At 70.4% G+C, this 23,393-nt stretch carries 25 protein-coding genes; 16 read left to right on the top strand and 9 right to left on the bottom strand.

The annotated features are described in order from the left end of the window. Positions 1 to 70 precede the first annotated feature (70 nt). On the top strand, positions 71 to 1,396 hold the full coding sequence (locus tag OG570_RS10800) for a GH1 family beta-glucosidase (RefSeq protein WP_326956414.1): 1,326 nt from the start codon (positions 71 to 73) through the stop codon (positions 1,394 to 1,396). Further along, the gene (locus OG570_RS10795; protein WP_326945496.1) at positions 1,386 to 2,654 is read left to right on the top strand and encodes an MFS transporter; all 1,269 of its coding nucleotides are present in this window, start codon (positions 1,386 to 1,388) and stop codon (positions 2,652 to 2,654) included. Before OG570_RS10800 ends, OG570_RS10795 begins: the two co-directional genes overlap by 11 nt. 338 nt (positions 2,655 to 2,992) lie before the next feature. On the opposite strand, the gene OG570_RS10790 is transcribed toward OG570_RS10795, so the two are convergent. Both OG570_RS10790 and OG570_RS10785 read right to left on the bottom strand, forming a co-directional pair. Further along, positions 2,993 to 3,415: a hypothetical protein gene (locus OG570_RS10790; protein ID WP_326956413.1), complete on the bottom strand. Its 423-nt coding sequence runs from the start codon at positions 3,413 to 3,415 to the stop codon at positions 2,993 to 2,995. A 13-nt stretch (positions 3,416 to 3,428) separates the two neighbouring features. Beyond that, positions 3,429 to 3,764, bottom strand: a complete 336-nt coding sequence (locus tag OG570_RS10785; RefSeq protein ID WP_247059747.1) for a hypothetical protein — start codon at positions 3,762 to 3,764, stop codon at positions 3,429 to 3,431. Positions 3,765 to 4,092: 328 nt separating this feature from the next. Here OG570_RS10785 and OG570_RS10780 point away from each other — a divergent pair, with 328 nt between their 5' ends. Further along, the gene (locus OG570_RS10780; RefSeq protein ID WP_247059750.1) at positions 4,093 to 5,478 is read left to right on the top strand and encodes a helix-turn-helix transcriptional regulator; all 1,386 of its coding nucleotides are present in this window, start codon (positions 4,093 to 4,095) and stop codon (positions 5,476 to 5,478) included. Between the two features lie 13 nt (positions 5,479 to 5,491). Beyond that, positions 5,492 to 6,379, top strand: a complete 888-nt coding sequence (locus OG570_RS10775; RefSeq protein ID WP_326956412.1) for a phosphotransferase family protein — start codon at positions 5,492 to 5,494, stop codon at positions 6,377 to 6,379. A 211-nt stretch (positions 6,380 to 6,590) separates the two neighbouring features. Here the strand turns inward: OG570_RS10775 and OG570_RS10770 are convergent, their stop codons facing one another. The 4 genes from OG570_RS10770 to OG570_RS10755 form a co-directional block, all read right to left on the bottom strand. After that, on the bottom strand, positions 6,591 to 7,619 hold the full coding sequence (locus OG570_RS10770; protein WP_326956411.1) for a copper resistance D family protein: 1,029 nt from the start codon (positions 7,617 to 7,619) through the stop codon (positions 6,591 to 6,593). A gap of 15 nt (positions 7,620 to 7,634) precedes the next feature. Beyond that, positions 7,635 to 8,189, bottom strand: a complete 555-nt coding sequence (locus OG570_RS10765; protein ID WP_326956410.1) for a copper resistance CopC family protein — start codon at positions 8,187 to 8,189, stop codon at positions 7,635 to 7,637. After that, a complete protein-coding gene (locus OG570_RS10760; RefSeq protein ID WP_326956409.1) occupies positions 8,190 to 8,954 on the bottom strand; it encodes a YcnI family copper-binding membrane protein in 765 nt (254 codons plus the stop codon). It abuts the gene before it with no gap. A gap of 73 nt (positions 8,955 to 9,027) precedes the next feature. Further along, the gene (locus tag OG570_RS10755; protein WP_326959973.1) at positions 9,028 to 9,522 is read right to left on the bottom strand and encodes a hypothetical protein; all 495 of its coding nucleotides are present in this window, start codon (positions 9,520 to 9,522) and stop codon (positions 9,028 to 9,030) included. A gap of 370 nt (positions 9,523 to 9,892) precedes the next feature. Here OG570_RS10755 and OG570_RS10750 point away from each other — a divergent pair, with 370 nt between their 5' ends. Genes OG570_RS10750 through OG570_RS10735 form a run of 4 tightly spaced genes read left to right on the top strand, consistent with a single transcriptional unit; the run spans position 9,893 to position 13,455 of the window. Then, positions 9,893 to 10,540 (top strand): ABC transporter permease, encoded by a 648-nt coding sequence (locus OG570_RS10750; RefSeq protein WP_247059756.1) that lies wholly within the window; start codon positions 9,893 to 9,895, stop codon positions 10,538 to 10,540. Further along, positions 10,527 to 11,714, top strand: coding sequence for an ABC transporter ATP-binding protein (locus tag OG570_RS10745; RefSeq protein ID WP_326945502.1), 1,188 nt, complete (start codon positions 10,527 to 10,529; stop codon positions 11,712 to 11,714). The genes OG570_RS10750 and OG570_RS10745 overlap by 14 nt, the downstream gene beginning before the upstream one ends. Then, positions 11,711 to 12,490 carry an ABC transporter permease gene (locus OG570_RS10740; protein WP_326945503.1) on the top strand — a complete coding sequence of 260 codons (780 nt, stop codon included), beginning with the start codon at positions 11,711 to 11,713 and terminating at the stop codon, positions 12,488 to 12,490. The genes OG570_RS10745 and OG570_RS10740 overlap by 4 nt, the downstream gene beginning before the upstream one ends. After that, on the top strand, positions 12,487 to 13,455 hold the full coding sequence (locus tag OG570_RS10735; RefSeq protein WP_326945504.1) for a glycine betaine ABC transporter substrate-binding protein: 969 nt from the start codon (positions 12,487 to 12,489) through the stop codon (positions 13,453 to 13,455). Before OG570_RS10740 ends, OG570_RS10735 begins: the two co-directional genes overlap by 4 nt. Before the next feature lie 56 nt (positions 13,456 to 13,511). Here OG570_RS10735 and OG570_RS10730 read toward each other — a convergent pair whose 3' ends face one another. After that, a complete protein-coding gene (locus OG570_RS10730) occupies positions 13,512 to 13,964 on the bottom strand; it encodes a winged helix-turn-helix transcriptional regulator (RefSeq protein WP_326956408.1) in 453 nt (150 codons plus the stop codon). 89 nt (positions 13,965 to 14,053) lie between these two features. On the opposite strand from OG570_RS10730, the gene OG570_RS10725 reads away from it, so the two are divergent. Continuing rightward, on the top strand, positions 14,054 to 14,647 hold the full coding sequence (locus OG570_RS10725; RefSeq protein ID WP_326956407.1) for a dihydrofolate reductase family protein: 594 nt from the start codon (positions 14,054 to 14,056) through the stop codon (positions 14,645 to 14,647). Positions 14,648 to 14,661: 14 nt separating this feature from the next. Next, complete coding sequence (locus OG570_RS10720) at positions 14,662 to 15,045, top strand: PPOX class F420-dependent oxidoreductase (RefSeq protein WP_326956406.1); 384 nt, start codon at positions 14,662 to 14,664, stop codon at positions 15,043 to 15,045. Positions 15,046 to 15,047: 2 nt separating this feature from the next. On the opposite strand, the gene OG570_RS10715 is transcribed toward OG570_RS10720, so the two are convergent. Then, positions 15,048 to 15,509 carry a DUF6474 family protein gene (locus tag OG570_RS10715; RefSeq protein WP_326956405.1) on the bottom strand — a complete coding sequence of 154 codons (462 nt, stop codon included), beginning with the start codon at positions 15,507 to 15,509 and terminating at the stop codon, positions 15,048 to 15,050. 89 nt (positions 15,510 to 15,598) lie between these two features. On the opposite strand from OG570_RS10715, the gene OG570_RS10710 reads away from it, so the two are divergent. From OG570_RS10710 to OG570_RS10700, 3 genes are all read left to right on the top strand, one after another. Continuing rightward, positions 15,599 to 17,245, top strand: a complete 1,647-nt coding sequence (locus OG570_RS10710) for a TM0106 family RecB-like putative nuclease (protein WP_326956404.1) — start codon at positions 15,599 to 15,601, stop codon at positions 17,243 to 17,245. A gap of 82 nt (positions 17,246 to 17,327) precedes the next feature. Then, complete coding sequence (locus OG570_RS10705) at positions 17,328 to 17,963, top strand: PadR family transcriptional regulator (protein ID WP_326956403.1); 636 nt, start codon at positions 17,328 to 17,330, stop codon at positions 17,961 to 17,963. A 133-nt stretch (positions 17,964 to 18,096) separates the two neighbouring features. Further along, a complete protein-coding gene (locus tag OG570_RS10700; RefSeq protein ID WP_326956402.1) occupies positions 18,097 to 18,756 on the top strand; it encodes a class I SAM-dependent methyltransferase in 660 nt (219 codons plus the stop codon). Positions 18,757 to 18,829: 73 nt separating this feature from the next. On the opposite strand, the gene OG570_RS10695 is transcribed toward OG570_RS10700, so the two are convergent. Next, positions 18,830 to 19,588, bottom strand: coding sequence for an SDR family NAD(P)-dependent oxidoreductase (locus tag OG570_RS10695; protein WP_326945510.1), 759 nt, complete (start codon positions 19,586 to 19,588; stop codon positions 18,830 to 18,832). Positions 19,589 to 19,737: 149 nt separating this feature from the next. Here OG570_RS10695 and OG570_RS10690 point away from each other — a divergent pair, with 149 nt between their 5' ends. From OG570_RS10690 to OG570_RS10680, 3 genes are all read left to right on the top strand, one after another. Then, positions 19,738 to 21,042, top strand: a complete 1,305-nt coding sequence (locus OG570_RS10690; RefSeq protein ID WP_326956401.1) for a UDP-glucose dehydrogenase family protein — start codon at positions 19,738 to 19,740, stop codon at positions 21,040 to 21,042. A 133-nt stretch (positions 21,043 to 21,175) separates the two neighbouring features. Then, the gene (locus OG570_RS10685; protein ID WP_326956400.1) at positions 21,176 to 21,559 is read left to right on the top strand and encodes a VOC family protein; all 384 of its coding nucleotides are present in this window, start codon (positions 21,176 to 21,178) and stop codon (positions 21,557 to 21,559) included. Positions 21,560 to 21,622: 63 nt separating this feature from the next. Then, complete coding sequence (locus OG570_RS10680; protein ID WP_326956399.1) at positions 21,623 to 23,389, top strand: gamma-glutamyltransferase family protein; 1,767 nt, start codon at positions 21,623 to 21,625, stop codon at positions 23,387 to 23,389. Positions 23,390 to 23,393 lie beyond the last annotated feature (4 nt).

The following is a 23,393-nucleotide window of genomic DNA, read 5'->3' as shown; positions in this document are numbered from 1 at the left end:
TGAAGACCTAGTATATGAGAACTTTTCATGTTCACCCGTACGGGTGGCCTGACGAAGGGGTCAGCAGCCGGTGCAGAACCCGAACTTCCCGCCAGACTTCCTTTGGGGTGTTTCGACTTCGGCGTTCCAGATCGAAGGCGCCACCACCGAAGGCGGGCGCGGTCCGTCCATCTGGGACACGTTCACCGCGACGGAAGGCAAGATCGCTCGCGGTGAAGAGGCAAACGTAGCCGCCGACCACTACCACCGCTACCCCGAAGACATCGCGCTGATGGCGGAACTCGGCGTCGGTGCCTACCGGATGTCCATCGCCTGGCCCCGGATCCAGCCCGACGGGAAAGGCGCGCCCAACGCCGAGGGGCTCGGGTTCTACGACAAGCTCATCGACGCCGTGTGCGAGGCCGGCATCGCGCCCGCCGTCACGCTCTACCACTGGGACACCCCGCAGGCCGTCGAAGACGAAGGCGGCTGGCTCGCCCGGGGGACCGCTGGGCGCTTCGCCGAGTACGCCCACATCCTCGGCGAACGTTTCGCCGATCGGGTGAAGCTGTGGATCCCGTTGAACGAGCCGATGGTGATGTCCATCTTCGGTTACGCGATCGGCGAGTACGCACCCGGAAAGACCCTCCTGCTCGACGCCATCCCGACCGCGCACCACCAGAACCTCGCGCACGGCCTCGCCGTCCAGGCGCTGCGCGCGGCCGGCGCCACGAACATCGGCACGGCCAACAACCACTCGCCGATCTGGCCGGTCGACGACAGTCTGGAGGACGACGCGGCCGCGGTGTGGCTCGACGCGCTGCTCAACCGGCTCTTCGCGGATCCCGTTCTGGTCGGCACCTACCCCGAGCAGCTCCACGAGCACCTGCCCGCGGGGTTCGCCGACGACCTGCCGACGATCGCGCAGCCGCTCGACTTCTACGGCGTCAACTACTACGAGCCCCAAGGCGTCGCGAAACCCAGCCCGGGCAACCCGCTGCCGTTCGACCTCCGGCCGATCGAGGGCTACCCGATGACGACCAACGACTCGCCGATCGTCCCGCACGCCCTGCGTGAGCTGCTGCTGGACTTCCACCGGCGCTACCGCGACAAGCTGCCGCCGATCCAGATCACCGAGAACGGCTGCAGCTTCGCCGACGTCGTCGCCGAGGACGGCGGCGTGCACGACCCCGAGCGGATCGACTTCCTGCACAGTCACCTCGTCGCGGTGCGCGAGGCGATGGACGCCGGAGTCGACGTCCGGGGGTACTTCTGCTGGTCCCTGATGGACAATTTCGAGTGGTCCAAGGGCTACGCGCCGCGCTTCGGCCTGGTGCACGTCGACTACGAGACCCTTCGGCGCACGCCGAAGGACTCGTTCCACTGGTACCGGAAGCTGGTGCGGGATGAGCAGTGAGACGACCGAGGCCACGGGCCTGCCCGAAGCCCTCGCCGAGCCCGTCGTGCGGGTGCGGCCCGGCTGGATGAGCCTGCTGTTCTTCGCGAACATCGCGCTCTGGCTGGGGATCTACGCGCCCATCCAGGTGCTGCTGCCGCAGCAGGCGGAGCTGCTCGACCAGGTGAACAAGGAGTTCGTGCTCGGCATCGTGATGGGTGCCGGCGCGGTCGTGGCCCTGATCGTCAACCCGGCGGTCGGGCTGCTGTCGGACCGGACGTGCTCGCGCTTCGGCCGTCGCCACCCGTGGACGGTCGTCGGCGCGGTCGTCGCCGCGGTGGGCCTGCTGGTGCTGGGGTTCGCGCCGAACGTCGCGCTGCTGATCGCCGGCTGGTGCCTGGTGCAGGCCGGGCTCAACGGCATGCTCGCCACCCTGATGTCCGCCATCGCCGACCGGGTGCCGGTCGGGCAGCGCGCGCAGGTCGGCGGGCTGGTCGGCATCGCGCAGATGCTCGGCACGGTGCTGGGCGCGGTGGTGGTCGTCGTGATGCTCGGCATCGCCGGGATCCCGCTGGCCTACGCGGTCTGCGCGGGGATCGTCCTGGTCGGGGCCGCGTTCTTCGTGCTCCGGACGCCGGACGCGCGGCTGCCGGTCGAGCACCGCCCGTCGTCGGCGGCCGGTGAGGTGCTGCGCAACCTCTGGGTCTCGCCGCGGCGGCACCCGGACTTCGCGTGGGCCTGGTCGTGCCACTTCATGATCAACCTCGGCAACGCGTTCGGGACGCTCTACTTGCTGTTCTTCCTCAAGGACGCGGTGCACTACCCGGACCCCGACACGGGCCTGTTGATCATGATGGGGCTCTACGGCGTGGCGCTCGTGATCGGTGCCGTGCTCGCCGGGCACTTCTCCGACAAGTCCGGACGGCGTAAGCCGTACGTCCTTGCGGCCTCCGGTGTGATGGCGCTGGCCGCTTTGCTGCTGGTGATCTGGCAGAGCTGGCCGGTCGCGCTCGCCGCGTCGCCGCTGCTGGGCGTCGGTTTCGGTGCGTACATGGCCGTCGCGCTCGCGATGCTGACGCAGGTGCTGCCGACGGCGCAGGACCGCGCGAAGGACCTGGGCGTCATCAACATCGCGAACTCGCTGCCGCAGGTGGTCGCCCCGCTGCTGACGCCGCTGGTGCTCGCGTACCTCGGTGGCTATTCCGGGCTCTTCGCCGCTTCGGCCGTCGCGACGCTGCTGGCCGCGGTGCTGGTCCTGCGGGTGAAGGCGGTCCGTTAGCGACCGGACGCAGACGTGGAACCGCGGGCCGGTGCCGGTCGGGGGAGGGGAGTGCAACGGCACCGGCCCGCGGAATTCGGGGCCGCACGTGTGGGGCGGGCGCGCTGCGGACCAACTCCATGATCACGCTGCGCTTGATGATCAATCTAGCGGGCGATTACCGCCCGGGCTAGGGCTAACGCGTAATTTTTTCGATTAATCGCGATGGGGACCGGGAGGTTGGCCGGGGACTGGTTCGCGCTGCTCGGGGGTGCGGGCGAAACAGTCCCCGGCCAAGGCGAGAGCGGGCGCGGGTCCGATGGGGCGATCGGCCGGCCGCGCTCCCGGACCGGGGTGGATCAGGCGGTGAGCGCGCGGCGCGGGTTCACCAGGGCGTGTCGCCCGGTGGTCTCGGCCGCGGACGGGGCGGGCACCGGACGGCCCTGCGTCGGCACCGGGCTCGTGCGCCGGCCCTGCAGCCCACGGGCCGTCGAGGCCTGCTGCGGGGCGAGGCCGCCGGCCACCAGGTGCTCGTGCGCGACCTGCCAGACCGAGCACGGCGCCTTGCAGCGGTGCCACCGGGTCGAGCAGGTGGGGCAGTCGCCGCGCTCGTCGGGCTCGTGCATCTTCAGCATCGCGCGCCACGCCTCCGTGAGACGGGGGAGTTCGGAGCGCGCGACCGAGACGAGCGACTGGGCGTCGGCGCGGTTCGCCAGGTCGGTCAGCATGTCGAGGCGCTCCCAGACCGCATTGCGGAGGACCTGCCCGAGTACCTGATCCATGATCAGCTCACCGTTACCTTTCCGCCATCTTGGCGGCTTCGTTGAGCGCGGCGCGCAGCTGTCCGAGCTGGCCGGACGTCAACCGCGCGGTCTCGCCGGGGGGCGAGACCAGTACCACCTGGTTGTCCTCGACGAAGACCGTCACCGCGCGTTCGCGCTCGATGAGGTCTCCGCACTGCACCCGCCACACGAGCTGGCCGCCTTCGTAGTGGCGGACGGCCGCGGTGCGGGGGTCCACCGCGGCGGCGGGGGTGACCGGACGGACAGGGGAGATGGGAGAGACCGCCGGCCGCACGGCACGAGTGGCCGTACCGACATGTCCCCCTGCGAACGAGTCCACGAACTCCACGCCCTTCTCCGCTCTGTCGTCCTCTTCGAAACTGCCTTCTGCGACATCGCTTCGTCTTCGCGTTGTCACAGCGCTGCGGTTTTCGTAGCTCTCCGTGATCGCAACCGGTGTCCGGGCGGTGACGGAGATCTGACAACTACAGTGAGGTGAAACCGGGTGCGATAGAAGGTCGAAATGGCGTCATAGCGGTGACCGGACTCGGTTCCACGGTAAGCGGTCAACGGACTTCGCCCGGACCGATCAGGCCGCAGTTCGCCTGGTTCACAAGGTTCGGCAGCTTTGCTTACGCTGATTCACAGACGCCCGACCGGACAGTGGAGGGGGCGCGATGGACGCCAGTAACGGTGGCAGTGCCGATGCCCGGCAGAGCCACGCCGTTCCCGCTGACGCGTGGGAGCAGCCCGAGATGAGAGCTGCGCTCGCCGCCCGTGAGATCAGCGCCGTCTACCGGCTCCTTCGCAAGCACGGTGTCTCGCAGCGCCAGATCGCCGCGATGACCGGCCAGTCCCAGTCCGAGGTGTCGGAGATCCTCAAGGGTCGCCAGGTCATGGCCTACGACGTCCTCACCAGGATCGCCGACGGCCTGGGTGTCCCGCGTGGATACATGGGCCTCGCCTACGACGAGGCCACGGCGATACGCGTCGTCGGCTCCGCCGACGGCCAGCAGGCTGAGGAGGACGAGTCCGTGAAGCGACGGAGGTTCCTCGCGCACGCCGCCCAGGTCACGATGGGTGCGGCGGTGTTCGGTCCGGAATCGGGCACGTGGTCGGCGGGACCGGCGCGAACGCCCGCTCCCGGGCGCATCGGGATGACCGACGTGCGCCAGGTGGAAGCCGCGACGCGCGCGCTACGCGCCCTGGACTACCAGTACGGCGGCGGGTTCTGCCGCGACGCCGTCGTGGCGCAGCTGTCCTGGGGCCAGCAGATGCTGGAGTCCAACGGCACCGACCTGGTCAAGAACCGGCTCTACGTGGCGCTCGCCGACCTGCACTCGCTGGCCGGCTGGACGTCGTTCGACACCGGGCTGATGGACTCCGCCCGCGGCCACTTCGCGAACGCGCTGGACCTGGCCAAGCAGGGCGAGAACCACCCGCTGGTGGCCAACGTGCTCTACCGCATGGGCCGCGTCTACCTGCACCAGGACGCCCCGAACGACGCGCTGAAGCTGTTCCAGCTCGGCCAGATCGCCGCCCAGGAATCGGGCTCCGAGCTGGCGGTGTCCGTGCTCTGCGCGAACGAGGCCTGGGCCTACGCGATGATGGGCAACGAGGAGCAGGCGGTGAAGCTGCTCGGCCGGAGCAAGGACGAGTTCGAGCGCGCCAACCTGGCCGAAGCCGAGTCGTGGGTGAAGTTCTTCACCGAGACCGACGTCTACGCCATGGTCGGCACCGTCCACACGGTGCTCGCGCAGAAGAACGCCGAGCACACCAAGTTCGCGATCCCCGCGCTGACCAGGGCCGTCGACTCCTACGACGACGAGATGGCCCGCTCCAAGACGTTCATGCTGAGCGCGCTGGCCACGAACCACCTGCTGGACGGCGATCTCGACCACGGTTCCAAGGTCGGCGGCAAGGCCATCGACTGCGCCGAGGGCATCAAGTCCGAGCGCGTGAAGGACCGGATGCGGCCCCTGCAGGAAGAGGCCGAGCGCCGCCGCAACAACGCCGACGCCCGTGACCTCGCCGATCGCCTCCACGCTTTCTACGCCGCGTAACGCCGGAACCGTCTTGGACGGACGGTTCACCCCGGAGAAGCTGCGCGGCGTGCTGGCCGAGACCTGCACGCTGCTCGGCCTCGACCCCACCGGCGCGCGGCTGCTGCGGTTCACCAACAACGCGGTGTACGCGCTGGTCACGGCCCCGGTCGTGGTCCGGATCGTCGGTTCGACCCGGCTCCGGCACCGCGTCGGGACCGTGGTCAGCGTCGCCCGCCACTTCGAAGAGCACGGCGTCCCGGCGATCCGGCTGCTCGGCGGCGTCGAGCAGCCGATGGCGGTCGGCGAGCACCTCGTGACCGTGTGGCACCAGGTGCCGAGCATCGGCCGGTCGGCGTCTCCGGCCGACCTGGCCCGCCTGCTGAGCCAGGTGCACGCCCTCCCCGCGCCCGACGGCCTCGCCGAGTGGGCGCCGTTCGCCGCCGTGCGGGCCCGGGTGTCCGACGCCGAAGAGATCAGCGCCGCCGATCGCGCGTTCCTGCTGGACCGCTGCGCCGAGCTCGAGGCCGCGCTGGCCGGCCTGGAGTTCCCGCTGCCCCGGGGCCTGGTCCACGGCGACGCGTACCCCGGCAACGTCATCCCGGGCCCGGACGGGCCGGTGCTCTGCGACTTCGACTCCTCGTGCGTCGGCCCGCCGGAATGGGACCTGACGCCGCTCGCCGTCGGCCGTGAGCGGTTCGGGGACCCGCCGGTGCAGTACCGGACGTTCGCCGCGGCCTACGGCTTCGACGTGACGTCCTGGCCCGGTTTCGTCGTGTTGCGGGGGATCCGCGAACTGAAGCTGACGACCAGCGTGCTGCCCATCCTGCGCAGCCGGCCCCAGGTGCGGCCGGAGCTCTTCCGCCGGTTGGACGATCTCCGGCACGGCCGGACGGACGTCCGGTGGACGCGTTACCGCTGAGCGGACGCTGTCACATCATGTGACCGGCGCCACATCCTGCACGTGCATTCGACGACCGCGGAGGACCGTTCGTCGCTTACGGAATGTCGTCTGCTCACGGTAGAAAGTTCTGCCCGACCGGTCACCTCCAATGGATGCCCAGTCATTCCAATGCGCAAGTTGCAGCTACACGCCGTGACGCCACATCGGTTCTACCTGCGTTGGCGCGCGTTCAAGACGCGACGACCGGTGCGCGCGTGAGCACGACGGCGAAGCCGAACGCCAATCCCATGACGGTCAGCTCGAGCGTCGCCCACGAGGCGAGCGCCGTCCGGTTGTGCCGGACGATCTGGGGCATCAGCCGCCAGCGGACGTTCGCGCCGAGCAGCGCGATCACCCCGGTGCAGGCGAGCTTGAGGATGAGCAGCTGCCCGTACGGCGTCGTGAAGATCGCCGCCCAGAACCCGATGGTCGGGTTGAGCGAGATCTCGATGAGGCCGTTGAACAGGCCGGTCGCCGCCGAGATGATCAGGCAGAGCGTCGCCAGCTTCGAGAACCGGGGCATCGCGTGCGCCAGCAGCGTCCGGTTCGCGACGAGCAGCACGGCCATCGCGCCGAGGCCGCCGGTCCAGGCGACGGCGCTCATGACGTGCAGCTCCATCGAGATCATCGTGTAGTCGTGGTAGCTCCAGTTCGACGCGTGCCCGGTGACCGGCAGCGGCAGCAGCGCGAACAGGCCGAGCCCGACGCGGACCTCGGCGGGAATCTTCTCGCCGTAGCGCAGGGCGAGCGCGCCGATCCCGGCGTGCGCCAGGGCCAGCACGGCGACGATGACGAGCGCCTTCCCGGCACCGACGTTCGCGATGTACTCGCCGATGTCGGACGCCGTGAGCGTCGAGGAGCCCGGCTTGTACTCCGCGGTCTGCAGGATCAGCGTGACGACGGCGGTCGTGGCCCAGATGAGCGCGGCCGCGACGCCGGCCGGGCGGGCCAGCCGCATGATCGGCTCGGTGAGCTTCGGCCGGTCGTACCCGACGAGCACCGACAGCAGCGCGAGCCCGATCGTCGTGACCGCGGACAGGTCGAGCAGCACGCGGACGATCGGGATGCCGGCCGAGACCACCGCGCTGGGCTCCACCACGCCGGGGACCGGGGTGCTGGCGGTGAGCGCGACGCCGATGAGGGCGCCGAGCAGCCCCGCCGTCACCATGCAGAGCAACGTGACGTAGCGGGGCTTGGTGGTGGTCTCGGCCTGAGTCATCTTCTCAGTTCTTCTCTACTGGCTTTCTTGACTGGCTTTGCCGCCCGAGCGCAGTGCGACGACCAGCCCGATCGCCAGCAGGACGACCGCGCCGGCGATCCACACCCAGATCGGCACTCCGGTGGACGACGACTGCGACGTCGCCTGCGAGGAGGAGCCGCCGGGCGACTTCGCCGCGTCCACGGTCGCCGGCGTGCCGGTGCCCGCGGCGGTGAGGGTGAACGTCAGCTCGCCGGTCACCGGGTGGCCGTCCGCGGACAGCACCCGGTAGCCGATCGTGTACTTCCCGGCCGGTCCGAGCGGCCGCAGTGGCGCGCTGATGACGTTGTTCACCACGCTGATCGGTCCCTCGGCCCACTGGCCGCCGCCGGGTCCGGTCACCGCGATCTGGTTGACGTCCGCGCCCTGCACGTACTGGTCGAATGTCAGGCTGACCTTCTGCGGCCCGGCGGCGACAGACGAGCCGTTCGCCGGGTCCGCGGAGATCAGCACGTTGTGCGCCAGCGCCGGGGTGGCCGTGCCGAGCACGGCCACCACCGTCAACGCCAGCGCCACGAGGGCTTTCCGCATTTAGCTGGCGCCTCCCGGCTTCGCGGTGGCCTTGCGGGCCCGGATCGTCGCGCCGGCCCCGACACCGAGACCGATCGCGCCCACGAGCAGGCCGGCCCCGCCGAGCCAGCGCGCGGTGCTGTCCGACGTCGACGACGCCGCGGCTTCAGTGTGCTCGCCGGTGGTCGCCGCGGTGTTCGCGCCCATGCCGGCGTGCTCGTCGCCGTCGGCGGCCTTCGCGGCCAGCTTGACGGCCGGCGCCGGGTGCTCCGGCTCTTCGCCACCGGCCGGGGTCGGCTGGTTCCAGTCGACGACCTTGCCGTCGCTGTAGGTCTGGTGGGCCGGGAACTCGACCTCGTCCACGTTGGACGGCAGCGGGCCGAAGCTGACCTCGAACTCCTGGTAGTCGGTGGACTTGAGCTCGCTGCCCGGCGCCGCGGTCCACGTCACCGCGGTGACGGCCTCGGTGATCTGCGTGCCGTTGTCCTTGGTGATCGGGGTCGGCAGCTTCGACTTGGTCACGTTCGCGGTCCAGCCGGGCACCGGCTTGGTGCGCACCGAGCCGATGCCGTAGTCCGCCTTGAAGTCGACGGCGACCTTGGTGGTCATGGTCGTCGGCTCTTCGCTCGGCACGCGGAACACGATCGCCGCGTAACCGCCCTTCGTCGGCTGGGCGCCGTAGACGTTGGCGGTGACGTGCGCGGAGGCGACGCCGGTGCCGAGGAGGCCGGCGACACCGATGGTGGCGGCGAGGAAACCGGCGCGCTTGAAGACGTGCTGGGACATGCGTTCACTCCTGATGAACTCAAAAGGGGACAGCGAACTCGGGGGTTCGCTGGTGCGGGGGAAGAAGCTCGGTTCAGGAGTGGGTGGGCGGGCCGCGCCGCCCGCGAATCCGGCGCAGGTCGACGCCGACGAGGTGGCTCGGCGCCGCGGTGCGGGCCGGGACGATGGAGGCGGCCGCGACCGGCACCGGCACCGGGCCGAGCAGCCGCGGCAGGATCGCCCGCAACGCGGCCAGCAGGGCGACCAGCGTCTCGTCCGCGCGAGCGAGCAGCAGCGCCGTGACCACGGTCGCGACGGCGTGCGCGGTGACCATGCCGAGGCTCTCGGTGCCCGGCATGGCGTACATGTCGTGGTGCCCGGCGAGCGTCGTGAGCAGCAGGTGCATCACGAGCTGGGCCGCGCCCAGCAGGCCGATGGTGGCGAGCGGGCCGCGGGCCTTGCGGGCCAGCGCGGTCGCCGTCCAGCCGAACAGGCCGCTGAGCAGCACGGTCATCGCCGGATCCGGCAGCCCGCCGTCGGCGAGCCGGTGCGCGGTGACGGTGAGCGCACCCGCGGTCACCGCGAGCAACACGCCACGAGTAGCACCCAGCACGGCGGGACGCCGTCCTGAAGTGCTCATGGCGAACACTCTAAGCGACTCCCCGACGGGTGATTTGGTGATCCCGTCAACTGAGCACACGTGGAGTTCACGGCTCCCGATCGGCATCGGTTCAACGCTGTCGTCGCCGGGTCTCCGCCCCGGGCCGGGGGCTCCGCCACCCGAAACCCTGAAAAATCGGCTTTTTGTTGCCGATCACGTCCGGATACGGAACGGTGTCGGAATCAATGAGGCCTGGAACGGGGGTTTGGCTTCGGCGCACGGTGGGTACTGAGCCGTCGGTCAGGAGCTAGCCCGTTCGGGTGAAGCCTCACGGACGCGGGCGGGAGTGCGGACACGGATGAATCTCTTCGAGTACATCTCGGACCGGGCGAGCAAGTTGTGGTTGGAGGCCTACCTGCACACCAGCCTGGTGGTGCAGTGCACGATCCTCGCGGCGGTGCTCGGCGTGCTGATCGGGGTGGCGGTCTACCGCAGCCCGATCGGTTCGGCGCTCGCCACCGCACTGGCCAGCACGATCCTGACGGTGCCGTCCTTCGCCCTCCTGGGGCTGCTGATCCCGATCTCCGGGCTCGGTCCGACGACCGCTGTCATCGCGCTGGTGCTCTACGGCCTCCTGCCGATCGTCCGTAACACCATCGTGGGACTCGACGGCGTCGACCCCGCGATCACCGATGCCGCGCGCGGCATCGGGATGAGCCGGTTCGGCGTGCTGACCCGGGTCGAGCTGCGGCTGGCCTGGCCGGCGATCCTCACCGGGATGCGGGTCTCCACGCAGATGCTGATGGGCATCGCGGTGATCTCGGCCTACGCGAAGGGCCCCGGCCTCGGCGCCGAGGTCTTCTCCGGGCTCACGAACGCGGGGAGCACGAACTCCCTGAACCAAGCCGTCACCGGCACGGTCGGGGTCGTCATCCTCGCCCTGATCCTCGACGGCGTCTACGTCCTGATCAAGCGCTTCACCATCTCGAGGGGTGTCCGTGGCTGAGAACGCTGTGACCGAAGAAAACGGCGTCTCCGGCGTCGAGATCGAACTGGAGCACGTCACCAAGAAGTACGCCGGGACCCGCGAAGCCGCCGTCGACGACTTCTCCATGGTCGTGCCCGCCGGCAAGATCGTCGTCTTCGTCGGCCCGTCCGGCTGCGGCAAGACCACCACGATGCGGATGATCAACCGGCTGATCGAGCCGACGTCCGGCCGGATCACCATCGGCGGCGACGACGCGCTCAAGCTGGACGTCGACACCCTGCGCCGCCGGATCGGCTACGCGATCCAGCAGGCCGGGCTCTTCCCGCACTTCACCGTCGCGCAGAACATCGGGGTCGTGCCGGGCCTGCTCGGCTGGGACAAGCAGAAGGTCAACGACCGGGTCGAGGAGATGATGGACCTGGTCGGGCTCGACGCGTCCGACTTCCGCGACCGCTTCCCGCGGCAGCTCTCCGGCGGTCAGCAGCAGCGTGTCGGCGTCGCCCGCGCGCTGGCGGCCGACCCGCCGGTGCTGCTGATGGACGAGCCGTTCGGCGCGGTCGACCCGATCACCCGCGGCAACCTCCAGGACGAGCTCCTGCGGCTGCAGACGGAGCTGAAGAAGACCATCGTCTTCGTCACGCACGACTTCGACGAGGCCGTGAAGCTCGGCGACAAGATCGCGGTGCTGGGCAACCAGTCGTCGATCCTGCAGTACGACACGCCCGAGGCGATCCTGGCGAACCCGGCCAACGACACGGTCGCCGGCTTCGTCGGCGCCGGCGCGTCGCTGAAGCAGCTGACGCTGCTGCGGGTCCGCGACGTCGAGCTCCAGCAGGACGCGCTGACCGCGACGGTCGACGACGACCCGGCCGAGGTCCGCAAGAAGCTCGAAGACCAGCGCAAGCACTTCGCACTGGTCCTCGACCAGCGCAAGCGGCCGATCCGCTGGGCGCACGTGCGCGAGCTGACGTCGGCGTCGTCACTGGCGACCGCCGGACGGCCGCTGCGCGACATCGTCAGCCTGCAGTCGACGCTGCAGGACGCGCTCGAGGCGATGCTCGCCGAGGGCGGTTCGGTGCCGGTGACCGGTGCGCGCGGGGAGTACGCGGGCACCATCCAGCTGGACACCGTGATCGCGACCATCCAGCACCTGCGTGAAGAGCACACGAACGGCGAGGAGGTGTCCGCATGACCGCTGCCGTCGATACCGGTTTTTCCACCGAGTCCGGCTCCAAGCGCGCGGAACGCGTCCGGCTGTTCGCGCAGCCCGCCGTGGTGCTGGTGATCGTCGCCGTGACCCTGATCTGGGTGTTCTCGAGCGGCCTGACCGCGACCGAGAAGGAGACGCTCAACGCCTCTTCGCTGTTCACGGCGCTGGGTGACCACGTCCTGATGACGCTGGTGGTGACCGCGATCGTCGTACTGGTCGCGGTGCCGCTCGGGGTGATCGTGACGCGGCCGTGGGCGCGGTTCCTCGCGCCGATCTTCCTGGCGATCGCGAACATCGGCCAGGCCGCGCCCGCGCTCGGCGTGCTGGTGCTGTGGTTCATCGTCACCGGCGCGACCGGCGGGCTGTGGGTGGCGGCGCTGCCGCTGGCCTTCTACTCGCTGCTGCCGGTGCTGCGGAACACGATGGTCGGCATCCAGCAGGTCGACGAGTCGCTGATCGACGCGGGCCGCGGCATCGGGATGTCGGCGACCGCGGTGCTGTTCCGCGTCGAGATGCCGCTGGCCGTCCCGCTGATCCTGGCCGGCCTGCGCACCTCGCTGGTGCTGGCGGTCGGCACCGCGACGTTCGGCATGTTCGTCAACGCCGGCGGGTTCGGGCTGCTCATCGACACCGGGTACAAGCTGAACCTGACCTCGGTGCTGGTCACCGGTTCGGTGCTGGCCGTGGCGCTCGCGCTGCTGGTCGACTGGCTCGGCGCGGTCGCCGAACAGTTCTTCGGACCGAAGGGGCTGCGATGAAATTCCGGCGCATAACGGCAGTCTTCGGCGCGGCGGTGCTGGGCGCGACGCTCTCGGCGTGCGGGCTGACGGTCAACCAGGCCGTGCCCTACGACATCCAGCCGGGCACGATCCAGCCGATCCCGTCGCTGCAGGGCCTGAAGGTCACGGTGGGGTCGAAGGACTTCACCGAGAACATCATCCTGGCGTACATGGCCGAGATGGCCCTGACCGCGTCGGGCGCCGACGTCGTCGACCTGTCGGACATCAAGGGGTCCAACTCGTCGCGGCAGGCGCTGCTCTCCGGGCAGACCGATGTCACCTGGGAGTACACCGGCACGGGCTGGATCAACTACCAGGGCAACGAGCTTCCGGTGCCCGGCGGCGAGAAGGCCCAGTACGAGGCGACGGCCAAGGCCGACGAGGAGAAGTTCGGCGTCACCTGGCTGAACTACTCGCCGCTCAACGACCAGTACGCCTTCGCCGTCACCGAGGCGTACGGCGCGCAGAACAACCTGAAGACGACGTCGGACCTCGCGGCGTTCATCAAGCAGAAGCCGGACCAGGCGGTGTTCTGCCTGGAGACGGAGTTCACCAGCCGCCAGGACGGGTTCCCGGCCGCGGTGAAGGCCTACGGCTTCCAGAACCCGAAGATCGAGAACTTCGGCATCGGCACGATCTACTCGGCGGTCGCGGGCGGCACGTGCCCGGTCGGCGAGGTGTTCACCACCGACGGCCGGATCTCCGGGCTCAACCTGCGGGTGCTCGAGGACGACAAGAAGGCGTTCCCGCAGTACAACGCGGTCGCGACGCTGCGCACGGACTTCGTCAAGGCGCACCCGGACATCCGCGGTCCGCTGGAGAAGATCAGCGCGGCGATCGACAACGAGCAGATGGTCCAGCTCTGCAAGCAGGTCGACGTCGACGGCCAGGACGCGGGCAAGGTGGCCCACGACTGGATGGTCAAGAAGGGCTTCGTGAAGTAGCCCGCCACGACGGGGAAACGGCCGGGCAGCACACGCTGCCCGGCCGTTTCGCTTTCTCAGGCGGCCGCGCCGGGACCGGGCAGCGGGTCGACGTCGCGGGCGTGCATCGGCTCGCCGCAGTGGGTGCACCGCACGCCGGCCGCGCTGATCTCGCCGCACCCGTGGTGGCGGTAGAGCACCGGCGGCCCGGCCGCGCCGGCGAGCCACTTGTCACCCCAGCCGGCCATCACCATGAGCAGGTCGACGAGGTCGATGCCCTTCTCCGTCAGGACGTACTCGTAGCGCGGCCGCTGGTCGTAGGGCCGCCGGTCGAGCACGCCGTGCTCGACGAGGTGGTTCAGCCGCTCGGTCAGGACCTTGCGCGAGATGCCGAGGTCGGCCTGGAGCTGCTCGAACCGGGTGAAGCCGACCCAGACGTCCCGCAGGATCAGCGGTGACCACGGCTCGCCGATGACGTCGAGAGTGCGCGCGATCGAGCACGCCATTTCGCCGAAGTTCGTCCGCTGCATGCACCCAGTCTACGCCTCGGGGTTCCCTCAGGGAACTCTGACTGCTACGGTTCTGGAGTCTCTTGAAGGAACTCTGGGAGGATGACGGGATGGGCAAGGTCTTCGGCGCACACGCGGTGTCGGTCGACGGGTACATCACCGGCGCCGGACCCGGCCCTGGTCACGGGCTCGGCGACGGCGGTTTGCTCTTCGACTGGTACTTCGCCGGCGACACGTCCAGTGCGGTGTTCGACGGCTTCAAGCTGAGCGAGCCGAGCGCACGGGTCTTCGACGACGTCGCCGGCCGCGTCGGCGCGGTCGTCGCGGGCCGCAACACCTACGAGGACTCCGACCGCTTCGGCGGCGGCAGCCCGCACCCGACGGCGCCGCTCGTCCTGCTCAGCCACCGCCCGGCGCCCGGGATCACCGACCGGCAGACGCTCGTCACCACCGGGATCGAGGACGCCGTCGCGGCGGCGCGCGGGATCGCCGGCGACAAGGACGTCACCCTGATGGGTGGCGGTGTGCTGACCGAGGGGCTCAAGGCGGGGCTCGTCGACGAAGTCGTCCTGCACCAGGTGCCGGTCCTGCTCGGCGGCGGGCGTCCGTTCTTCCAGGCGCTGCCCGCGCACGTGCGCCTCCGCCTTCTCGAAGTTGTCCCGGCGCCCGGTGTCACCCATCTTCGATACGCAGTCGAAAACTGAAGGAGCAGCTCACCATGATCAACGACGACCTGCGCGAGATCCTCGCCGGCACCCCGATCGCCCACATCGCCACCGTGCTGCCCGACGGCGGCCCGCACGCCGTCCCGGTCTGGATCGGCACCCACGGCGACCACATCGCCGTCTTCACCGGCCCGGGCTCGCGCAAGGCCCGCAACTGGGACCGCGACCCCCGCGTCGCGATCTCCCTGACGCCGGCCGACAACCCGTACCAGCCGGTGATCATCCGCGGCACGGTCGTCGAACGGGTCGACGGCGACGCCGGCTGGGACATCGTCGACGCCATCGCGAAGAAGTACACCGGCGGCCCGTACCCGCGTGAGCAGGAGCGTTTCGCCGTGCTCATCGAGCCCACCAGCCAGCAGGTGGGGATGCGCTGAGGCTAGATGCCCAGGCGGTGCAGCAGCTGACCCTCCAACCGCTCCAGCTCGCCGGCGACCGCGCGGTGCGCCGACTTCCGGCGCGCCGCCGGCATCCGCTCGGCGGCGCGGACCGTCGCCGACAGCTGCTCCAGCGTCCCGAGCGAGTCCTTCACGAACTCGACGTCGGCGGGCGTCGCCTTCTCGGACTTCTGCAGGTCCCGGCAACCTTCGGCGATGCCCGCGATCCGGGCGTGCAGTGCCGCGCCGCGGCCGGTGTAGCTGCCGAGCTGGTCGACCTCGACCCCGAGCTTCCGCGCCTGGTAGCGGTCGTACACCTCCCGGGCGGTGCCCGCCGCGCGCACCGCGTACGGCGCGATCACGGGAATCACGACGGGGCCGAGCACCTTGGCCACCGCGATCGCGTTCTTCGCCTTCTTGGGGGTGAATCGGCCTTCACCCTCGACCTTGGCCTTGCGCGCCATGGCACCTCCTGCGACGTGTCGAAGTCGAACTTACTGGTCTTGCCCGTGGCGGGCATGGCGGCTCGGCGGTGGCCTCTAGAGTGATCTCCATGAAGGGCGAGGTGGTACTCGACGCGGGAGCGGTCAGCCGCTGCCGCCGCCGGGTGCACCTCGAGCACGATCCGCTGATGCGCGGGGTCCCGCTGTCGCCGCCGGATCCGACGGCGCAGCAGCGGATCGCCGACGCCGCAGCGCATCGGGACGACATCGTCACCCGGCTGATGGCCGCGTCCGGCGGGCCGGAGCAGTGGGTGAAGATCGACCGCGACCTCCCGGCCGGCGAGCGCGTCGAACGCACCGAGCAGGCTTTCGCCGCCGAAGCGCGCTACATCTGGGGCGCGTTGCTGCCGGTCGACCCGGCCGGGCACCGGCGCGGCGGCATCGACCTGCTCGTCCGCACCGGCCGCGGGTACGTGCCGGTGCTCGTGGTGCGCCACCGCATCACCGACCGCGGCGCCGGCGCGATCGTCACCGAGATGACCGACCTCGACCCGGCGAACCGCGCCTCCGACAGCGGCCGCAAGGTCCGTTCGCAGCCGCGTGACCAGCTCCGGCTGGTGCACATCCGCCGGATGCTGCAGACGCTCGGGCAGGCCGACGAAGGTCTCGTCCTCGGCGGCGTGATCGGTCTCGATGCCGACGTCGTCGTCTGGCACGACCTCACCGCGGGCACCTGGCCGAACGGGCGCAGCGCGATCACCGAGTACCAGGCCCGGTTCGCCGACCGGCTCGCCATCGCCAACGCCGCCGCGAACGGCGAGGAGCCGCTGGCCGAGCCGTCGCGGGTGCTGGAGTGCCGCGGCTGTCCCTGGTGGTCGACGTGCGAAGCGCTGCTCACCGAGACCCGGGACGTCAGCCTCGTGGTGCGCGGCGAGGACGCGATGGAGCTGCGCCGCGCCGGCGTGTCCACTGTGGACAACCTGGCCGCGCTCGACCCGGCGGGCGAGGCGCCGGTGATCAACTGGACCGGCGTGACGTTCCCGGACGCCGTCGTGCTCGCCCGCGCCTGGCTGGCCGGCCTCACGCTCGTCCGCCGCGTCGACCGGGTCGACGTGCCGCGCGGCGACGTCGAGGTCGACGTCGACATGGAGAGCTTCGGCGACGCCGGCGCGTACCTCTGGGGCTGCCTGCTCAGCGGCGCCGACATCGGCCTCGAGCCGGGCTACCGCGCGTTCGCGACGTGGGACCCGCTGCCGACCGGCGACGAAGCCCGCTCGTTCGCCGAGTTCTGGGCCTGGCTGACCGACGTCCGCGAGCGCACCGAAGCGGCGGGGCTGACCTTCCGCGCCTACTGCTACAACGCGCTCGCCGAGAACCGCTGGCTCTTCGGCTCGGTCGAGCGCTTCGGCGACCACCCGGGCATCCCCACGAAGAAGGACGTCCAGTCCTTTGTGGACTCCGAGGAGTGGGTCGACCTCTTCCGCAGCGTCACCGACCAGTTCCTCTGCTCCCAGGGCAAGGGCCTGAAGGTGATCGCCCCGGCCGCCGGCTTCTCCTGGCGCGACCCGGAGGCGGGAGGCGAGGCGTCGATGCGCTGGTACCGCGACGCCGTCGGGATGGACGGCGAGACGCCGGACGACACCCAGCGCGAGCGGCTGCTGCGCTACAACGAGGACGACGTCCTCGCGACGCACGCCCTGCGTGGCTGGATCAGCGAGCGGGCCCAGGTCGAGGTCCCGTACATGTTCGACCTCTGATTGTTTCGCCGGCTAAGACACTTGCCTGCTGACGTGTCTTGCGTATACTCGTCCACGAGTATTCGGCTACGAGGAGCGCGGGATGAAGCGGCGGAAGGTCGGCAACCTGCTCGGGCTGGCCGTGCTGTCCGTCGTGCTGGAACGCCCGATGCACCCCTACGAGATGGCGGCCGTGCTCAAGTACCGCGGCAAGGAAGCCGACCTGCCGATCAAGTGGGGCTCGCTCTACACAGTCGTCGCGAATCTTCAGAAGCACGGCTTCCTCGAGGCCGTCGGCAGCGTCAAGGACGGCGGCCGGCCCGAGCGGACCGTCTACCGGATCACGAAGGCCGGGCACGAGGAGTTCGAGGACTGGGTCCGCGAGCTCGTCGGCACGGTCGAACGGGAGCCGCCGCGGTTCCAGTCCGGGCTGTCGATGATGGGCGTTCTCGGCCCGGACCAGACGATCAGCCTGCTGCGGCAGCGCATCGAGCAGCTCGAAGACCACGTCGAGGCGCAACGGGCGTCGCTCGAGCAGCTGCGTCCGATGATGCCGCGGCTGTTCCTGGTGGAGGTCGAGTACGACCTGGCGATGACGCTCGCCGAAGTGGAGTGGACCCGGGCCTTCCTGGGCGAGCTGACCAGTGGCGCCGTGCCCGGCATCGAGGCCTGGCGGCGTTACTACGAGACCGGCGAACTCCCTGCTGACCTGGGGGAGCTCGTGGAAAAAGAGAAGTAGCACGGACCCCGGGCAGTGCTGGCACACCGCCCGGGGTCCTCGACCCCGAACCGAGCACGCCCGGTCACGAGGTGGCACCGGTAAGGATAACCGGGCGGCTCTTCGGTTCGGCTCACCCGAAGAGGAGAGATCCATGGAAACGACCCGCAAGCACAAAGTGCCCGAGATGGAGGGCCGCCAGGCTCGCTGGTACGCCAAGAACCGGGGGACCGAGGCGCAGCTGAAGCAGTACCGGCGGCAGGCGGCGGAAGTCGTAGCCGGGCTGGCGGCCGGCGCCGAGATCCTGGAGGTGGCGCCCGGTCCCGGGTTCTTCGCCATCGAACTGGCGAAGCTCGGCTTCCGCGTCACCGGGCTCGACATCAGCCACACGATGGTCGAGATCGCGCTCGAAGAGGCCGCGCGTGCCGGGATGGCCGTCGACTTCCGGCAGGGCGACGTCACGACGGCGCCGTTCGCCGACGAGTCGTTCGACCTGCTGGTCTGCCAGGCCGCGTTCAAGAACTTCCGGCAGCCGGTGACGGCGTTGAACGAGATGCACCGGGTGCTGCGGCCGGGCGGGTTCGCGGTGATCCACGACCTCAACCACCAGGCCACCGGCGCGGACATCCAGCGTGAGGTCGACTCGATGGACGTGGGCGTGCTCAGCGGCTTCACCGTGCGGCAGACGCTCGGCTGGCTGCGGCGCCGCGCGTTCACCCCGGCGCAGTTCGAGGAGCTGGCCGCCGAAAGCGAGTTCGGCGGCTGCTCAGTCACCCAGGCCGGCATCGGCCTGGAGGTTCGTCTCACCCGCTGAGAAAGGGCGGCACTTTCACGTGAAAGTGACCACCTGGGGGCGGCACTTTCACGTGAAAGTGCCGCCCTTGGGGTCAGCGCGGGGCCATGCGCAGCGAGCCGTCCATGCGGACGACTTCGCCGTTGAGGTAGTCGTGGTCGATCAGGGACAGCGCGAGCTGCGCGTACTCGTCCGGGCGTGCGAGGCGCTTCGGGAACGGGACGCCGGCGGCGAGCGACGCGCGGAAGTCGTCGCTGACGGTGGCGAGCATCGGGGTGTCGACGATGCCGGGCGCGATGGTCAGCACGCGGATGCCCTGCGAGGCCAGGTCGCGGGCCGCGGGCAGGGTCATGCCGACGATGCCGCCCTTGGACGACGCGTAGGCGACCTGCCCGATCTGGCCGTCGAAGGCGGCGATGGACGCGGTGTTGATGATGACGCCGCGGGCGTCGTCTTCGAGGGGCTCGGTCTTCGCGATCGCCTCGGCCGCGATGGTCAGCACGTTGAACGAGCCGATCAGGTTGATCTGGACGACCTTCGCGTACAGCGCGAGGTCGTGGCGGCCCTTCTTGGACAGGATCCGCGCGGACGGCCCGATGCCGGCGCAGTTCACGACGGTCCGCAGCGGCACCCCCGAGCCGGACGCGGTCGCGACGGCGGCCTCGACCTGGTCGACGTCGGTGACGTCGGCCTCGACGTAGGTGATGCCGTCGACCTGCTCGGCCTTCTCGATCGAGGACGCGAGGTCGAGCGCGAACACCCGCGCGCCCTTGGCCGCGAGGGCCTTCGCCGTCGCCCCGCCGAGGCCGGACGCACCCCCGGTGACGAGCGCCGCGGTGTCGGTGATCTGCATCTGTGCCGTTCCCTTCGAACTGCTGCGTTGGATCCGGCCCCAGGTTAACGCTCGTTCGCATCGTCGCGACTCGTGTCTTCGCTCACCGCTCCCGGAGGCGACCGGTTCCGTTAGCGCGGTGGTCACGTCCGGCTGTCACCTTCAGCACCATGACGCCTGCTCGGATCGTGGTGGTGGGAACGGGTTACGTCGGACTGACCACGGGCGCTTGCCTGGCCAGTCTCGGGCATTACGTCACGTGCGTGGACGTCGACCGCGCGAAGGTGTCGAGACTGCGCGCGGGGCGCGTGGACATCCTCGAACCGGGTCTGGCCGAGCTGGTCGGCCGCGGTGTCGCGGCCGGGCGCCTCCAGTTCGTCGTCGGCGCGCGGGACGCCGTCCGCGACGCCGAAGCCGTGTTCCTCTGCGTCCCGACGCCGATGGGTGCCGGCGGTTCCGCGGACCTGCGCGCGGTGGAGGCGGTGGTCGCCGAGATCGGCGACGTCCTGCCCGGCGGGTGCGCGCTGGTCACCAAGTCGACCGTGCCGGTCGGCACGGCGCAGCGGATCGAGGCGATGCTGGGCCGCACCGACGTCCCGGTGGTGTCGAACCCCGAGTTCCTGCGCGAGGGCACCGCGGTCGCGGACTTCCTGGGCCCGGACCGGATCGTCGTCGGCTCGGACGACCTCGCCGCCGCGCGCTGGGTCGGCGAGCTGTACGCCGACCTCGCGGCGCCGGTCGTCGTCTCCGACGCGGCGAGCGCGGAGCTGGTGAAGTACGCCGCGAACTGCTACCTCGCGCTCAAGCTGTCCTACGTGAACTCGATCGCCGAGCTGTGCGAGCGCCTCGGCGCGGACATCGACCTCGTCACCGAGGGCATGGGCCACGACCGGCGGATCGGGCGGACGTTCCTCAAGCCCGGCCCGGGCTGGGGCGGCTCGTGCCTGCCGAAGGACACCAGCGCGCTGGTCAAGGTGGCCGAGTCGGTGAACTACGACTTCAAGATGCTCACCTCGGCCATCGACGAGAACATCGCCCAGCGCGACCGGATCGTCGCGAAGATCGCCGGCGCGGTCGGCGGCACGCTGGCCGGCGCCCGGATCGGCGTGCTGGGCCTGGCCTTCAAGGCGGGCACGAACGATCTGCGCGACTCGCCCGCGCTCGCCGTGTGCTCGGTGCTGGGCGCGCTCGGCGCCGAGCTGATCGCCTACGACCCGGCCGTCGACAGCGAGCTGCCCGGGATGACCGTCGTCGACGACGCCTACCAGGTCGCGAAGGACGCGGACGTCGTCGTCGTGCTGACCGAGTGGGCCGAGTTCAAGCGCCTCGACTGGGCCGCGATGGCCGAGCTGATGGACGGCGTCGACGTCGTCGACACGCGCAACCTGCTGGACCCGCGGGTGATCGTCGACGCGGGGCTGTCCTGGCAGGGTGTCGGCCGGCCGCGGGCGGCGGCGCGAATCAAGGTTTCCTGACGGCGCCCGGCTGGCTAAGATCGTCGGCACGGCATCGCGTGTCGGTCACCGGCTGGGTGAGGCATGGAGGTGGCGGGAGTGCCCCGGAGGCATTTCACCCGTGTCAGCATCAGTTTCCGTTGAATTGAACCACTTGATCGTCCCGTCCCGGAACAACCGGGAATCCGCCGAATTCCTGGCGCACCTGCTCGGCCTCGAAGTCGGGGAGGAATGGGGCCCGTTCATCCCGGTCGAGGTCCGCAACGGCGTCCGCCTGGACTTCGCGACCGTCCCCGAGCAGGACCTTCGCCTGCAGCACTACTGTTTCCTGATCCCGGAGGACGACTTCGACGCCGTCTTCGCGCGGCTCGTCGAAACCGGCGTGACCTACCACGCCGATCCGATGGGCAAGCAGGTCGGCGAAATCAACCACAACCACGGCGGCCGTGGCGTTTATTTCCTCGATCCCGGTGGGAACGGGATGGAAATCATCACGCAGCCGTACGAGCCGGAGCGGCGTCGCCCGGCTACCTGGTAGCTGATCGGACCCCGTGCGTCCCAAGGGGCGCGCGGGGTCCTTAGCAATGCGTACTATCGGGGCATGTTCACGACGAGGCCCGAGCTGGCCGGCACCTTCGGGATGGTCGCGTCGACGCACTGGCTGGCTTCGGCCACCGGGATGGCGGTGCTGGAGGACGGCGGCAACGCGTTCGACGCGGCGGTCGCCGCCGGGTTCGTCCTGCAGGTCGCCGAGCCGCACCTGTGCGGGCCGGCGGGCCAGGTCCCCGGCATCTTCGTGACGGCGGGCGACCCGACACCCCGCGCGCTCGCGAGCCAGGGCCCGTCGCCCGCGGCCGCGACGCCCGAGCACTTCGCCGACCTGGGCCTCGACCTGATCCCGGGCAGCGGCCTGCTCCCGGCGACCGTCCCGGGCGCGTGGGACGGCTGGCTCCTCCTGCTTCGCGACTACGGCACGAAGTCCCTTCGCGAGGTGCTGCGCTACGCGATCGGCTACGCGCGCAACGGCACGCCGCTGGTCTCGCGGGTCGGCGACACGATCCGCGCCGTCGAAGGGCTGTTCGTCGAGCACTGGCCGACGTCGGCGGCGCTCTGGCTACCGGACGGCAAGCCCGCGGCCGGGCTGCACAAGAACCCCGCGCTGGCGGACACGTGGGAGCGTCTCCTGCGCGAGGCCGAAGCCGTCTCCGGCCGCGAAGCGCAAATCGACGCCGGCCGTCGTGCCTGGTCGCAAGGTTTTGTCGCCGAAGCGATCGACGCGTTCAGCCGCACGGCGTTCCGCGACGACTCGGGCCGCGACCACGCGGGCCTGCTCACCGGCGACGACCTCGCGTCGTGGTCGGCGGGCTACGAAGACCCGGTCTCGGTGGACGTCGACGACTGGCGCCTGGTCAAGCTGGGCGGCTGGACGCAGGGGCCGGCGCTGTTGCAGCAGGCGTTGCTGATGCACGGTTTCCGCGACGAACTGTCCTTTGTGGACGGAGTGGCGTCGGAGCGCACGGTGCACCTGTCGGTCGAAGCGGCGAAGCTCGCCTTCGCGGACCGCGAGGCCTGGTACGGCGACACCGACGTCCCGCTGGACGTGCTGCTCTCGGCGTCGTACACCGACGCCCGGCGCGCGTTGATCACCGACACGGCGTCCGCGGACCTGCGGCCCGGCGACGCCCGCGGGCCCGCCCGGCTCCCGGCGATCCTGGACTCGCTGCAGGGCGTGCGCGCGGAAGGCGGCGCGACGGGCGAGCCGACGGTCGGCCCGCAAGGCCAGACCCGCGGCGACACCGTCCACCTCGACGTCGTCGACGCGGCGGGCAACCTGGTGTCGCTGACGCCGTCCGGCGGCTGGCTGCAGTCCAGCCCGACGATCCCCGAGCTGGGCTTCTGCCTCGACTCGCGCGGCCAGATGTTCTGGCTGGAGCAGGGCCTGCCGAACTCACTGGCCCCGGGCAAGCGCCCGCGCATCACGCTGTCGCCGTCGCTGGCGCTGCGCGGCGGCGTCCCGACGCTGGCGTTCGGTACCCCGGGTGGTGACCAGCAGGACCAGTGGCAGCTGTGCTTCTGGCTCGCCCACGTCTACGGCGGCCTGAACCTCCAGGAGGCGATCGACGCGCCGGCCTGGCACACGACGGCGTTCCCCAGCTCGTTCTACCCGCGCTCGTGGAACCCGCGCGAGCTGGTGGTCGAGTCGCGCCTGGGCGCGACCACCCTGGCCGGCCTGCGAAACCGCGGCCACGAGCTGATCGACGCCGGCGACTGGGCGCTGGGCCGCCTCGCGGCGGTCTCCCGCTCCGAAGGTGTGCTCCGCGCGGGGGCCAACGCCCGCGGTATGCAGGGGTACGCGGCGGGCCGGTAGCGCC

Origin of the sequence: Amycolatopsis sp. NBC_01286 (assembly GCF_035982555.1) — a bacterium.
Lineage (GTDB): Bacteria > Actinomycetota > Actinomycetes > Mycobacteriales > Pseudonocardiaceae > Amycolatopsis.
Note: the sequence above shows the minus strand (reverse complement) of the source record. Positions and strands in the feature narration are given on the sequence as shown.